At 62.8% G+C, this 13,393-nt stretch carries 13 protein-coding genes, 1 tRNA gene and 1 riboswitch; of the genes, 7 read left to right on the top strand and 7 right to left on the bottom strand.

Features of this window, described 5'->3' with window-relative positions; all coding sequences use genetic code 11:
* Positions 1 to 51: 51 nt before the first annotated feature.
* The gene (locus P9230_RS09225; protein ID WP_278086298.1) at positions 52 to 807 is read right to left on the bottom strand and encodes a glycosyltransferase; all 756 of its coding nucleotides are present in this window, start codon (positions 805 to 807) and stop codon (positions 52 to 54) included.
* The gene (locus tag P9230_RS09220; protein WP_278118562.1) at positions 786 to 1,778 is read right to left on the bottom strand and encodes a hypothetical protein; all 993 of its coding nucleotides are present in this window, start codon (positions 1,776 to 1,778) and stop codon (positions 786 to 788) included. Before P9230_RS09220 ends, P9230_RS09225 begins: the two co-directional genes overlap by 22 nt.
* Before the next feature lie 134 nt (positions 1,779 to 1,912).
* Here P9230_RS09220 and P9230_RS09215 point away from each other — a divergent pair.
* Positions 1,913 to 1,986 (top strand) — tRNA-Gly (locus P9230_RS09215).
* 87 nt (positions 1,987 to 2,073) lie between these two features.
* Here P9230_RS09215 and P9230_RS09210 read toward each other — a convergent pair.
* The gene (locus P9230_RS09210; RefSeq protein ID WP_278118561.1) at positions 2,074 to 2,547 is read right to left on the bottom strand and encodes a hypothetical protein; all 474 of its coding nucleotides are present in this window, start codon (positions 2,545 to 2,547) and stop codon (positions 2,074 to 2,076) included.
* A 46-nt stretch (positions 2,548 to 2,593) separates the two neighbouring features.
* On the opposite strand from P9230_RS09210, the gene P9230_RS09205 reads away from it, so the two are divergent.
* Positions 2,594 to 2,869: a hypothetical protein gene (locus tag P9230_RS09205; protein WP_066996791.1), complete on the top strand. Its 276-nt coding sequence runs from the start codon at positions 2,594 to 2,596 to the stop codon at positions 2,867 to 2,869.
* A 48-nt stretch (positions 2,870 to 2,917) separates the two neighbouring features.
* Here the strand turns inward: P9230_RS09205 and P9230_RS09200 are convergent, their stop codons facing one another.
* Entirely contained in the window at positions 2,918 to 3,136 is a 219-nt protein-coding gene (locus tag P9230_RS09200; protein ID WP_067322755.1) for a hypothetical protein, read from the bottom strand.
* 222 nt (positions 3,137 to 3,358) lie between these two features.
* The gene (locus P9230_RS09195; protein ID WP_278118557.1) at positions 3,359 to 4,348 is read right to left on the bottom strand and encodes a LysR substrate-binding domain-containing protein; all 990 of its coding nucleotides are present in this window, start codon (positions 4,346 to 4,348) and stop codon (positions 3,359 to 3,361) included.
* A 292-nt stretch (positions 4,349 to 4,640) separates the two neighbouring features.
* Between P9230_RS09195 and chvE the strand changes: the two genes are divergently transcribed.
* The 4 genes from chvE (at position 4,641) to araD1 (ending at position 9,922) form a co-directional block, all read left to right on the top strand.
* Positions 4,641 to 5,711 carry a multiple monosaccharide ABC transporter substrate-binding protein gene (chvE, locus tag P9230_RS09190; protein WP_066996783.1) on the top strand — a complete coding sequence of 357 codons (1,071 nt, stop codon included), beginning with the start codon at positions 4,641 to 4,643 and terminating at the stop codon, positions 5,709 to 5,711.
* Between the two features lie 188 nt (positions 5,712 to 5,899).
* Positions 5,900 to 7,435, top strand: a complete 1,536-nt coding sequence (mmsA, locus tag P9230_RS09185; RefSeq protein WP_067322747.1) for a multiple monosaccharide ABC transporter ATP-binding protein — start codon at positions 5,900 to 5,902, stop codon at positions 7,433 to 7,435.
* Positions 7,432 to 8,724 (top strand): multiple monosaccharide ABC transporter permease, encoded by a 1,293-nt coding sequence (gene mmsB, locus P9230_RS09180; protein ID WP_066996778.1) that lies wholly within the window; start codon positions 7,432 to 7,434, stop codon positions 8,722 to 8,724. Before mmsA ends, mmsB begins: the two co-directional genes overlap by 4 nt.
* 208 nt (positions 8,725 to 8,932) lie before the next feature.
* On the top strand, positions 8,933 to 9,922 hold the full coding sequence (gene araD1, locus P9230_RS09175; protein WP_066996775.1) for an AraD1 family protein: 990 nt from the start codon (positions 8,933 to 8,935) through the stop codon (positions 9,920 to 9,922).
* Between the two features lie 49 nt (positions 9,923 to 9,971).
* Here the strand turns inward: araD1 and P9230_RS09170 are convergent, their stop codons facing one another.
* Positions 9,972 to 10,739 (bottom strand): ABC transporter substrate-binding protein, encoded by a 768-nt coding sequence (locus tag P9230_RS09170; RefSeq protein WP_082953809.1) that lies wholly within the window; start codon positions 10,737 to 10,739, stop codon positions 9,972 to 9,974.
* Between the two features lie 82 nt (positions 10,740 to 10,821).
* Positions 10,822 to 11,916 (bottom strand): 2'-deoxycytidine 5'-triphosphate deaminase, encoded by a 1,095-nt coding sequence (locus tag P9230_RS09165; protein WP_278118555.1) that lies wholly within the window; start codon positions 11,914 to 11,916, stop codon positions 10,822 to 10,824.
* 135 nt (positions 11,917 to 12,051) lie between these two features.
* Positions 12,052 to 12,129, top strand: a riboswitch (SAM riboswitch).
* Positions 12,130 to 12,185: 56 nt separating this feature from the next.
* On the opposite strand from P9230_RS09165, the gene P9230_RS09160 reads away from it, so the two are divergent.
* Complete coding sequence (locus P9230_RS09160; protein WP_278118553.1) at positions 12,186 to 13,376, top strand: O-succinylhomoserine sulfhydrylase; 1,191 nt, start codon at positions 12,186 to 12,188, stop codon at positions 13,374 to 13,376.
* Positions 13,377 to 13,393: the final 17 nt, after the last annotated feature.

Below are 13,393 nucleotides of genomic sequence, written 5' to 3'. Positions count from 1 at the left end.
GTGCTGGCAGCCCTGATAGCCCGATCCGGCCGGCACACGCGGCTCGCACGGTCAGATCCGCCATCGGAAGATGCGGGCCCAAAGCGGCCGGTCGCGGTAGACTTCCCTGGAGCGCCACAGCCTGTTGTAGCGGTTGCCGCCGCCGATACCGAGGTGCGATATCGGCTTGCCGCCCCGCTTGCGCTTGATCGCGACCGGCTCGCCATCATGGCTGAGGCAATGGCCGAAATCCGCGGACGCCTGAAGAGGCGCGGCAGACGGCACCGACCTGAGGGCTTCGCCGACGATGAGGTCTTCCGGTTCGCAGGTCAGCGCGACGGCCTTGCCGAACAAGGTCGGGCCTGTGGGGCAGAGCGCAGTCGGCCCGTAATATTCCCGTTTCACATTGGCGCAGACAAGCTCGATCGCCTTGGCGAGCGCCTTGTGGCGAGGCGGCGCGGCAACAACGCCGATGCTGGTGTCCCAAGGGGTCGAGCTGAGGAAATCGCGAAAGATCGACAATTTTCCATCGGCGCGCGGCACTCCGCGCAGGAAGAAATAGGAGAGATCGGCATAAAGGCCGCCTTGCTCATGGAGAAGGCAATATTTGGCGAGGTCCGCCTTGTATGAATAAGGTCGCAGCGTCCTGAAAGCCGAAAGCACCTCTGCTCCGAAATGCGTCGAAATGAACTCCGCCAACGCCGCTTCCCGGAACAGGCGGTGCTCTTCGCCCGGATGAGCAGCCGTGAGCGAGTGGATGTTTTCGGCAACGAGCCCGGAAAGGTGCTCGCTGCCGTCGTCGGTGATCAGAATGCTGAAGAGAGGCATCCGGCTTCCGTCTCGATCAAGGTGCCTTGGTGAGCCTTCAACTTGCCCCAGTCGCGCCACTGGTGGGGACTGGCCTTCAGATAGGCCAGGTGCCGATCGGCGAAGTCTTGCGCGGCGCTCTGGATCAGTTCGGCCTTGTCCTGGCTGCGATCAAGATCGATCGGATTTTCCACAGTCACCCGTATCTTGCCTGTGCTGTCGTCACGAACGACGAAGACCGGCAGCAGGGGAGCGCCGGCGATCCTGGCCAACCGGGGCGCGCCGCCCGCAAATTCAATGACCGACTGGCCGATTCGCGCACGCACGAGCAACTCACCCTCCCAGGCGCCAGCGGTGATGGACGCAAACTTGCCCTGGCGAAGCAACCGCCTGGCCTCGTTCATGCTGGCGGCGGGATTCGCGCGGTCGATCACGATACGGCCCGCGGCATGTCTGAGCTCGACGCCGGTTCTAATCGGGTTGAGGAACCGGATGCCGAAGCGCGATTTCGAGAAACCGTGCTCGGGCCTGCTGACATGGAAGACATCGAAGCCGGCTTTGGCGAAAACCATCTTCGCCGCAAGCGCATTGAAGGCGAAATGCGCAATCCACAGGACGGCGCCACGGCCCTGTTCGCGCGCCGCATCGAGATGCTCGGCGCCGAGGAGTTCGATCTCGGGTCGCCAGCCGACGAGCCACTCGCGGACGATCTGGATGTTGTGTTCGCTGCGCATCGCGTCGACCCGGAGCCGGTCCTCGCGGCCGGCTATGCCAAAGGCGGCAAGATCCGGTTGGTCACCAACGTCGCGCCGAGACTCAGGCGCCCGTTTCAGCCGCTCCAGCCAAAGGCAGACACTGCGCCATCTCTTCTCAGGCACGAAAAGAGAGACGAATACAAAAACAGGAAGCCTCAGCAGGAATCCGAGATCTTCCACAGCAAAGGCTTTTCCGGAGCGAGAGGCTCGCTTCCTCTTCCGAACATTGATTTCCAAGCTGGGTCCCCACCCTTAACCCCTGAGCCATTACCATGTTGTGGCGCGGCGTCAAAGCGCCGGTGGATGGCTCTCGGCTTTCAATGTATCGCCGATTGCTAGATGCGGGGCCATCATGGTAACGAGGCTGTTGCGCGGGTATGATGTAATGGTAGCCTGTCAGCTTCCCAAGCTGAACGCGCGGGTTCGATTCCCGCTACCCGCTCCATCCCTCGCTACAGTGCCGCGCGGTCGCAGCGATCTGGCAGAGCGTCCTCAAGCGGCCGAAGGCGAATGCGATCGTTGCCGTTAGCGGTCATGCCAGCACGCCGCAGAGGGGAAGATGCTTTGCGGCCTCGGCGGCTTCCATCCGCACGATGGTGTGCGACAGGCCGCCGTGTTCCTCGATCCACAGGCGAACCCAGTCGGGATATTGCGAGATCAGGTACTGCGCGGCGATTGCGTTCTCATGGGCGCCGACGCCGTAAGGCAGATGGAAGCCGAAGGATGCACGCGGCGTGATGCAAAGCTGCTCGGCGGGCAAAGACAGATAGAGCGTGCAGGCGCTGTCGCAGGCACCGTCAAATTCCACAGGCTCGTTCGCGGCGCGCAGCTCGGCGACGTGCAAAGCGAAGATCACGATCTGACCGCCGGGATTTTCCTGCACCGTTTCGGCATCTGCGGGCAGCGTTGGCAGGGCGGCGGCGAGGAACGCTAGCGCCTTGGCTATCAGCCTCCGCTTAACCCGCGCGCGCGGCAGATCGGCGTGCATATTGGTGACCTCGCTCATCCGGCGAGACCAAGGCTAACATTGCGATGGTTAACAACAGGCAGCTTTGAAAACATCGAACATCCAGATCGCCCAACTGCCCGCATCCTCTCAACAGCAGGGGGACTGGAAAATCAACGTGCTTTTTGACCGCACTCCGAAGGGAGCCACCTCGTTCGGCGAAAGCGCGCAAACGAAAGAGCCGCTCGAAAGGCGAGGGGCTTGGGCCCTAGAAGAGGATCGCCGCGCGATCTATGGCGAAAAAGAAGCCAGCCACCTTGCGGCGGCCGGCTCTGGACCGGTTGAGCAATCCAGGACCACGTCTCGGTCCGGAATTCCGTAAAAACAGTTCTTTACTGCGGGTGAGCGGCTCTTATCCAAAGCTGAACCGCTATGGACCCCTAAAGCCAAAAGCCAATCCAAACACGTTCGCGCCAGCAGCGGCGACGCCAGCGGCCACGACGCCAGTAGCGGCGGCAAACACGTCTCCAAACGCGGCGCCGTCTGCGGCGGCGACGGCCGTGATGCCAATGACGATGGTAAACCTGCTCCACTTCAGCACGTTCGTCTCCATCCTCGAAGACGGCGGTATCGGGCTTATCGAGTTCATCGAGAATTCCGTTGCCGCTTGGAATTCCGGCAACCGCCCTACTGGGGCCAGCGAGGGTTGCAATTGCCGCTGCCCCCGCAACGCCAAGCATTCCAGTCAGAAACAAGCGACGTTCCATCAAAGACCTCCCGATAGTTCAGCATCGGCAGGTGGTTCCCTCACCCAAACGGGCTCCAGCGAACTGCCGATCTGTTTGAACGCACAGGTAGCATTCTCGTTCCATTACCCCACTTCGCGCAGGATGAAGTCGTGCAGCATCTTGGCGGCGGGCGAGAGCGCCCGGTTCCTGACCGTGATCAGGCTGTAGGGCCGGACCTCGATGTCGAACTCGGTCTGAACGACATCGATCGCTCCGGACAGCCCATCGCCGCTCTGGATGAACTTGGCCACCTGCACCGAAACGGGGGCGATGGCGTCAGATTGCGCTACCATTACCAGCGTCAAGAGCAGCGACGAGGTGTTGAGGATGCGGTCGGGAAGCGGGATGTTGCGGTTCAAGAAATTGCTTTCCATCGCCTGGCGCAGGGGCGAGCCGCCGGACTGGAAGACCCAATCATAGGCAGCCGTCTCCTCCAGGCCGACCATCCCGCCGCCGGCAAGCGGATGGCCGCGGCGCACGATCAGGCAGGCCTTCTCGATGCCGATGACGCGCGATTCGAACAGCCGCGGATTGAGGTCATCGGGGATGCGGGCGATGATGAAGTCGTGGCGGGAGGCGATCAGCTCGCGAGCGAGCACGTTCGAGGTCTCGACCTGCATGGTGATCTCGATGCGCGGATAGATGCGGCGGATCTCCCGAATCGCCGGCACCGCCAGTTCGATCGCCGGCGCAGTCACGGCGCCGAGAAACACCGAGCCGCCCTTGCCTGCCTTGAGTTCCGAAATCTCGCGGTCGGCTTCGCGCATTTCGAGCAGGATCGAGCGGGCGCGCCTGGCGAGCGCCTGACCGTAAGGGGTCAGCGTCACGCCGCGCGGCAGCCGCTCGCACAATTTCACGTCGAGCACCGCCTCCATCTCGGCGATCATGCGCGAGGCCGCCGGCTGGGAAATATTCATCACCTGGGCGGCGGCGCTCACCCGTCCGTGATCGTCGAGCGCGGCGATCATTCGCATATGGCGCAGGCTCAGGCCGCTGCGCAGGAGCGTTTCGCCGTCCCCCGGAAGCTTCTCGTAACTCCCTGACATCGCATCAGGATCCCGCAGCGCCGCCATGATTTCCCAGCCTCTCCGGCAGTTCTCTGCTCTACGCTAAATCATACCAGTTTCGATATAGCAACCAGCAAAGATCGCATTTGACAGTTATGTCAAAGGGACACACCCTTCGCGCGTTCCGAGACGCAGCGATCGGCAACGAGCAAATCGTATCGATTGAAACTGCGTCGCGGGGCCGATTGGGAGGATACCGGAGATCGATAAAGCCGACAGAGGCGCGACTGCGCTCCTGTTCGACTGCGCGGCCCGCGAAGCCCCGAGGTGTCGCGTCCATCAACCAGGGAGAGTAAATGTGAAGATCATCAAGACGCTGGCCGCCGTCGCGGCCCTTGGCATTGCCGCCACGACCTATTCGGCGCACGCCGCCGACAAGGGCCTCGTCGGCGTGCTGATGCCGACCAAGACCTCGCAGCGCTGGATCAACGACGGCGACGCCGTCAAGTCCCAGCTCGAAGCGCTCGGCTACACGGTCGACCTGCAATACGCGCAGGACGACATCCCGAACCAGCTCAGCCAGCTGGAAAACGAGATCACGAAAGGCCCGAAAGCGCTGATCATCGCTTCGATCGACGGCACCACCATGGCCGATGCGCTGCAGAAGGCCAATGACGCAGGCGTCGTCACCATCGCCTACGACCGGCTGATCAAGAAGACCCCGAATGTCGACTACTACACCACCTTCGACAATTTCGGCGTCGGCGTGATCCAGGCGAATTCCCTGGTCAAGGGCCTCAAGGAGCGCTTCCCGAACACCAAGCCGTGGAACGTCGAGCTGTTCGGCGGCTCGCCCGACGACAACAACGCCTTCTTCTTCTACAACGGCGCGATGTCGGTCCTGCAGCCGCTGATCGACGACGGCTCGATCAAGATCAAGTCCGGCCAGATGGGCATGGACAAGGTCGGCACGCTGCGCTGGCTCGCCGCCACCGCCCAGGCCCGCATGGACAACCTGCTCTCGGCCAACTACTCGGACGGCAGCCGCGTCGATGGCGTTCTTTCGCCCTATGACGGCCTGTCGCGCGGCATCACCGCCTCGCTGCGCGCTGTCGGCTACGGCACGGATGCTCAGCCCTGGCCGATCGTGACCGGTCAGGACGCCGAGACCGCCTCGGTCAAGCTGATCATTTCGGGCGAGCAGTATTCGACCGTGTTCAAGGACACCCGCGAGCTGGCCAAGGCCACCGTGCAGCTGGTCGACAAGGTGCTCTCCGGCGGCAAGCCCGACGGCCTCGACACCAAGACCTACAACAACGACGTCAAGGTCGTTCCCTCGATCCTCTTGACGCCGCACGAGGTCGACAAGTCGAACTACAAGGCGCTGGTCGTCGACTCCGGCTACATCAAGGCCGAAGAGCTGAAGTAATCCAGCCTTTAAGGGAGGGGTCCTGCGCGACGCAGGGCCCCTTTTCGTTCAGAAGCGACCCCGATATTGTTTTTGCCGGCTTCTGCAGCGCCATGCGCCATCGCGGCGCGAGCCAGACTGCAGTATGTTGATTTCGCGCATAACGTTTTCCGGAAACGGAAGGCCTGCGCCAGGGAGCGGAATTCCTGATGAGCTCGACGATTTTGGAGATGCGCGACATCACCAAGACGTTCCCCGGCGTGAAGGCGCTGTCGAACGTGAACCTCAGCGTCGAGGAAGGAGAGATCCACGCCATCGTCGGCGAGAACGGCGCCGGCAAATCGACCCTGATGAAGGTGCTGTCGGGCGTCTACCCGACCGGTACCTATGAAGGCGAGATCGTCTTTCGCGGCCAGGAATGCCACTTCAAGGGTATTCATGATAGCGAGCATATCGGCATCGTCATCATCCACCAGGAACTTGCCCTGGTGCCGATGCTGTCGATCGCGGAAAACATCTTCCTCGGCAACGAGCACGCCAGCTACGGCGTCATCGACTGGAACGCCAACGAGAAGCGCACCAAGGCCCTGCTCGACAAAGTCGGCTTGAAGGAAGATCCCAAGACGCTGATCACCAATATCGGCGTCGGCAAGCAGCAACTGGTCGAGATCGCCAAGGCGCTCAGCAAGGAAGTGAAGCTGCTGATCCTTGACGAGCCGACCGCCTCGCTCAGCGAAAAGGACAGCCAGGCGCTGCTCGATCTTCTGCTCGAGTTCAAGCGCCAGGGCATGACCTCGATCCTGATCTCGCACAAGCTCAACGAGGTGAACCGCGTCGCCGACAAGGTTACGGTGATCCGCGACGGGCGCACCATCGAGACCCTGCCCAGGAAGGACATCAGCGAGGACCGGATCATCACTTCGATGGTCGGCCGCTCGCTCGACGACCGCTACCCGCCGCGCGAGCCGCAGATCGGCGAGGTTATTTTCGAAGTGAAGAACTGGTCGGTGTACCATCCGATCCACGCCGAGCGGCAGGTGATCAAGAACGTCAACCTCAATGTGCGCAAGGGCGAGGTGGTCGGCATTGCCGGGCTGATGGGCGCCGGCCGCACCGAATTCGCGATGAGCCTGTTCGGCCGTTCCTATGGCCGGCATATCAGCGGCGAGGTCCTGCTCAGGGGTAAGCCTCTCGATCTTTCGACGGTGAGCAAGGCGGTGGAGAACCGGATCGCCTATGTCACCGAGGACCGCAAGACCTTTGGCCTCAACCTCATCGACCACATCAAGCACAACGTGACGCTGGCCAATTTGGGAGGCGTCTCCAGCCGCGGCGTCATCGACGACATGCGCGAGATGAGCGTCGCCAACGACTATCGCAAGAAGACCAACATCCGCGCATCCAGCGTCTATCAGCTGACCGGCAATCTTTCGGGCGGCAACCAGCAGAAGGTGGTGCTGTCGAAATGGCTGTTCGCCGACCCGGAAGTGCTGATCCTCGACGAACCGACGCGCGGCATTGACGTCGGCGCCAAGTACGAAATCTACACGATCATCGCCCGCCTCGCCGCAGAGGGAAAGGCAATCGTCGTCATCTCGTCGGAAATGCCTGAATTGCTCGGCATCACCGACCGCATCTATGTCATGAACGAAGGGCGTATCGTCGGCGAAATGGCGGCAAGCGACGCCAGCCAGGAAAAGATCATGCGCGCCATCGTTCGGGGAGAAGGAAAAAAAGCCTCATGAGCACAGAAAGCGCTCCCGCGCCGCAGAGCGGCGTCGCCGAAGACGTCAAGCATGGTCCGCGTGTCGCCGTTTCGGCGCTGACGACGAACCTGCGCGAATACGGACTGATCATCGCGCTGATCGTCATCATGCTGTTCTTCCAGTACACGACGTCCGGCACGCTGTTCAAACCGGTCAACCTCAGCAACCTGGTGCAGCAGAACTCGTTCATCATCGTGATGGCGCTTGGCATGCTGCTGGTGATCGTCGCCGGCTATATCGACCTCAGCGTGGGATCGGTCGCCGGCTTCATCGGCGCGCTTGCCGCAATGATGATGGTCATCTGGCCGCTCGGTATATTCAGCAATCCACTGGTGGTCTCGATCGTTTGCCTGATCGTCGGTGCGCTTATCGGCGCGGCGCAAGGCTATTGGATCGCCTATCACCGAATACCGAGCTTCATCGTGACGCTGGCGGGCATGCTGATCTTCCGCGGCATCTGCCAGGCACTGCTTGGCGGCGGCTCCTCGGTAGGTCCGCTTCCCGACAGCTTCAAGGCGTTGAGCTCCGGCTTCATCCCCGACGTCATCGGCCCGCTGACGCTCATTCCGCCGACGGTGAATGCCGCCGGCAAGACCATCGTCGGCAGCGGCCTTACGCTGCACATGACGACGATCGTGCTCGGTCTGGTCGCGGTGCTCGCCTATGCCTATTTCGGCTTCAGAACACGGCGTAAGCGCGAACGGCATGGCTATGAGGCCGAGCCCTTCCCGCTGTTCGTCGTCAAGACGCTGGTCGGCAGCGCGCTGGCGCTGTTCCTGGTCTTCCAGTTCGCCAGCTACAGGGGCCTGCCGGTGGTGCTTCTGGTGATGGGCGTGCTGATCTCGCTGTTCGTCTTCGTCACCAAGCGCATGACCATCGGCCGCCGCATCTATGCGATGGGCGGCAACGCCAAGGCGGCGCAGCTGTCGGGCATCAACACCGAAAGGCTGACGCTGCTCGTCTTCATCAACATGGGCGTGCTGTCGGCGCTCGGCGGCCTGATCATCGCCGCTCGCCTCGGCCAGGCCGTCCCGGCCGCCGGTCTGGGCAGCGAGCTCGACGTGATCGCCGCGGTCTTCATCGGGGGCGCCTCGGCGATGGGCGGTGTCGGACAGGTCATCGGCGCCGTGGTCGGCGGCTTCATCATGGGCGTGATGAACAACGGCATGTCGATCATGGGCGTCAATGTCGACTGGCAGCAGGTGGTCAAAGGCCTGGTGCTGCTCGGTGCCGTCATCTTCGACGTCTACAACAAGAACAAGGCGTAGAGGCCGGAGGCAAGGACTAAGGAGGCATACGGGTTCTAGATCGCGAAGCTGCCGGCAACCCGTCGGCGCGAAGAAGTCCTGGAAGGACCAGGCTCGCGAGTGCAATCCGGACGAAGAGTTTCAACCGTGGCGCGGATCGGTTCCGGGCCGCGCCGGTCAGGGCTTGCCAATCGGCAGCCGGGCCAAGGCAAAAGAGAGAGGGTTCATCATGCTGATTTCCCAGATCCTCGATGACGCCGAGACGATCCGCGTCGTTGCCCGCAGCGGCGGCAAGACCCGGATCATCAACGGCGCGCGCAGCGTCTATTCGCTGGCGATGGAGGCAGCCCGCACCGGCACCGGGCTCGAGGCGCTGATCGAGCGCAAGGGCTATGGCGAGACGGTCGACCTCGACGCCGTCTACAAGAAGGGACGCCTGGTGTCGCCGATCAACCATCCCGACCCCGCGCATCTCCACCTTACCGGCACCGGGCTTACACATCTCGGCTCCGCCGCGACACGCGATTCCATGCACAAGAAGCTCAGCGACGGCGAGGAGCAGCTCACCGATTCCATGAAGATGTTCCGCATGGGGCTGGAGGGCGGCAAGCCGGCCAAGGGCGAGATCGGCGTGCAGCCGGAATGGTTCTACAAGGGCAACGGCACCATGGCGGTGGCGCCCGGTGCCGCGCTGATGTCGCCGGCCTTCGCGCAAGACGCCGGCGAGGAGCCGGAGATCGCCGGCATCTATGTCATCGGCGACGACGGCGCGCCGTTCCGCGTCGGCTTCACGCTGTCCAACGAGTTTTCCGACCATGTGACCGAGCGCGTGAACTACCTGTTCCTCGCCCATTCCAAGCTGCGCAACGCCTCGTTCGGACCGGAAATCCTGATCGGCGAGCTGCCCGCCGACATAAGGGGCTCTTCACGAATCTGGCGCGACGGCAAAGTGCTTTGGGAAAAGCCGTTCCTGTCCGGCGAGGCGAACATGTCGCACACCATCGCCAATCTCGAGCATCACCATTTCAAATATTCAGCCTTCCGCCAGCCGGGCGACGTGCATGTGCACATGTTCGGCACCGCCACACTCTCGTTCGCAGACGGCGTCAGGACCGAGGAAGGCGATACGTTCGAGATCGAGGCCAAGGATTTCGGCCTGCCGCTGCGCAACCCGCTCGAGATCGAGAAGCCAGTGAAGGTGGCGGTGAAGGCGCTGTGAGGTTAGAGCGTGATCTCCCCCACGAGGGGGGAGATTGGCAGCTTCAACCTCAATAAATATCGAAATCGAAATACTTCGATTGGATCTTCTTGTAGGTGCCGTCGGCAACAATGGCGTCGATTGCCGCGTTGAGGCGGTCGCGCAGGGCGGCGTCCTCCAGGCGCACGGCGATGCCGGCCTCGGTCTCGGTGCCCTTGACGTCGCCCACCAGCTTGCAGCAGCCGTCGCTCGCCTTCTTCATCCAGTCGACCAGCACGAACTTGTCCGAGATGACGGCGTCGAGCCGGCCGTTGAGCAGATCGGTGACCGCCTCTTCCTGGGTCGGGTAGAGCTTCGCCTCGGCGCCGGCCTTGGCGTAGACGTCCTGGGCGTAGTTGGCCTGGGTGGTCGAGGCCTGGGCACCGACCGTCTTGCCGGCAAGCGAGGCCGGCTCGGTCGAGGCGATATCGGCGTCCTTCAGGGCGACCAGCGCAAGCGGCGTGGTGTAGTATTTGTGGGTAAAGGCGACCTGCTTCTTGCGTTCCTCGGTGATGCTCATCGAGGCGATGATGGCGTCGAATTTCTTGGCCTGCAGGGCCGGAATGATGCCATCCCAATCCTGGGTGACGATCTCGCATTCGATCTTCATCTGCGCGCAGAGCGCATTGGCGATGTCGATGTCGAAGCCTTCCACCTTGCCGTCCGGCGTGATGGTGTTGAAGGGCGGATAGGCGCCCTCGGTGCCGATCTTGATCTTTTCGGCCGCGTCTACCGAACCGACGCCGAGCGCCAGCATGGCGGCGGCCGCAGCCGACAGGATCCATCTGGATATCTGCATTTTCATCCCCTTGGGTTCAGTTGCTACATGCTCAGACGCAGCCAAGCACGGCGCGCGAGGCCGGGCAAGCACAGCCTGGCGATCAGCGCGCGGCGCGAAAATGCTTGGAGAGCTTCAGCCCCTGCGCCTGATAGTTGGAACCCAGCTCGCTGCCATAGAGCGCCTGCGGCCGCTTCAGCATATGCTCGTAGACGAGGCGGCCTACGATCTGGCCGTGGTCGAGGATGAACGGCACCTCGTGGCTGCGCACTTCAAGCACCGCGCGGCTGCCGCTGCCGCCGGCGGCGGAATGGCCGAAGCCCGGGTCGAAAAAGCCGGCATAGTGGACGCGGAACTCGCCGACCAGCGGATCGAAAGGCGTCATCTCGGCGGCATAGAGCGGCGGCACGTGCACGGCTTCGCGAGAGACCAGGATGTAGAACTCGTCCGGGTCGAGCACGAGCTCGCCGGCCCCGCTCTTGTAGAGCGGTTCCCAGAAGTCGACCACATCCTGAGCGGCGCGCTTGTCGACGTCGACGAGGCCGGTGTGGTGCTTGCCGCGATAGCCGACCAGGCCGTCCTTGTCGCCGTCGAGATCGATAGAGAGCGCAATGCCGCCGCCGGAGATGTTGGGCGGCTCGGTCGCAACCAGCATCTCGGCGTGATGGAGGTCACGCAACTCATTCTCCGACAGCACCGCGTTGCCGGTGCGGAAGCGGATCTGCGACAGGCGCGAGCCGGCGCGCACGACGATCGGGAAGGTGCGCGGGCTGACCTCGAGATAGAGCGGGCCATGATAGCCGGCGGCGATCTTGTCGAACTCATGGCCACGGTCGGTCATGACACGCGTGAAAATGTCGAGTCGTCCGGTCGAGCTCTTCGGGTTGGCCGAAGCCGAGACTTCCGCTGACAGCGCGAGGCTTTCCTGCAGCGGCACGATGTAGACGCAGCCCGTCTCCAGCACCGCGCCCTCGGCGAGATTGATCTCATGCAGCTTCAGCCGGTCCAGCTTGTCGGCCACCAGATGATCGGGACCGGGCAGAAAGGAAGCGCGCACGCGAAAGGCCTTGTCGCCCAGTCTGAGATCGAGGCTGGCCGGCTGGATCTGGTTGGTGTCGAGCGCGCGCGGCGACTTCAGCGCGCCCGACTGGAAGAGCGCCGCGATGTCCTGATCGGGAAGAATGCCTGTCTGCCGCAATGTCTGGCTCCGGGCGAAGTCATTGTCGTCGCAGTTTCCTGTCGCAAAACCGCGGGACACTTTTGCGGAAGCTGCCTGGTACAAACCTCTTAATCAAGCCGGCAATTGACGCAAGCGCGGTGCGGGTCTAAAGGGTCGTTATCCCGTGGTGATTTGGCCGGTCGGCTTGCAGCCACGTTAAACAAGTCGCTAAAGGACCGTCGGGCCGCAAGGCCGTATGGACCGGTTGCGACGTCGCGGCCGGTTTTTTTGTGTTTGGAAGCAGGGCGATGACCAAGACGCGTAACTGGAAACCTCAGACGGCACTCGTGCATGGCGGGACGCTGCGTTCCGGCTTCGGCGAGACCGCCGAGGCGATGTATCTCACCCAAGGCTATGTCTACGAGACGGCCCAGGCAGCGGAAGCCCGCTTCAAGGGCGAGGAACCCGGCTTCATCTATTCGCGCTACGCCAACCCGACCGTCGATATGTTCGAGAAGCGCATGTGCGCGCTGGAAGGCGCGGAAGACGCACGCGCCACCGCTTCCGGCATGGCCGCCGTGTCCGCCGCCCTGCTCTGCAGCGTCAAGGCCGGCGATCACATCGTTGCGGCGCGAGCCCTGTTCGGTTCGTGCCGCTGGGTGGTCGAGACGCTGGCGCCGCGCTATGGCATCGAGGCGACGCTGATCGACGGCACCGACATTGCCAATTGGGAAAAAGCGGTCAGGCCGAACACCAAGCTGTTCTTCCTGGAAAGCCCGACCAACCCGACGCTGGAAGTGGTCGATATCGCCGCTGTCGCCGCTTTAGCCAATTCGATCGGCGCACGCGTGATCGTCGACAACGTCTTTGCCACGCCGCTGCAGCAGAAGCCGCTGCAGCTCGGCGCCCATATCGTGGTCTACTCGGCGACCAAGCATATCGACGGACAAGGCCGCTGCCTCGGCGGCGTCATCCTGTCGGACAAGAAGTGGATCGACGAGAACTTGCACGACTATTTCCGGCACACCGGCCCGAGCCTGTCGCCATTCAACGCATGGACGCTGCTGAAGGGCCTCGAGACGCTGCCGCTGCGCGTGCGCCAGCAGACCGAAAGCGCCGGCAAGATCGCGGACTTCCTGGCTAGCAGGCCGGAGATCGCCCGCGTCATCTATCCGGGCCGGGCCGACCATCCCCAGGCGGATATCGTCAGGAAGCAGATGTCGGGCGGCTCGACGCTGATCTGCCTTGACGTCAAGGGCGGCAAGCAGGCGGCCTTCGCCTTGCAGAACGCGCTCGACATCGTGCTGATCTCGAACAACCTCGGCGACGCAAAGAGCCTGATCACGCATCCGGCGACGACGACGCACAAAAACCTCAGCGACGAGGCGCGCGCCGAGCTCGGCATCGGACCAGGCACGCTCAGGCTCTCCGTCGGGCTGGAGGATACCGACGACCTGCTCGCCGACATCGAACAGGCGCTCAAGGCGGCGAAGGAATGAACCGCCACGGCTGCAAA

Source organism: Mesorhizobium sp. WSM4887 (genome assembly GCF_029625865.1).
In the GTDB taxonomy this organism is placed as follows: domain Bacteria; phylum Pseudomonadota; class Alphaproteobacteria; order Rhizobiales; family Rhizobiaceae; genus Mesorhizobium.
The sequence above is the reverse complement of the archived record's forward strand: the minus strand, read 5'-3'. Positions and strand labels throughout refer to the sequence as shown.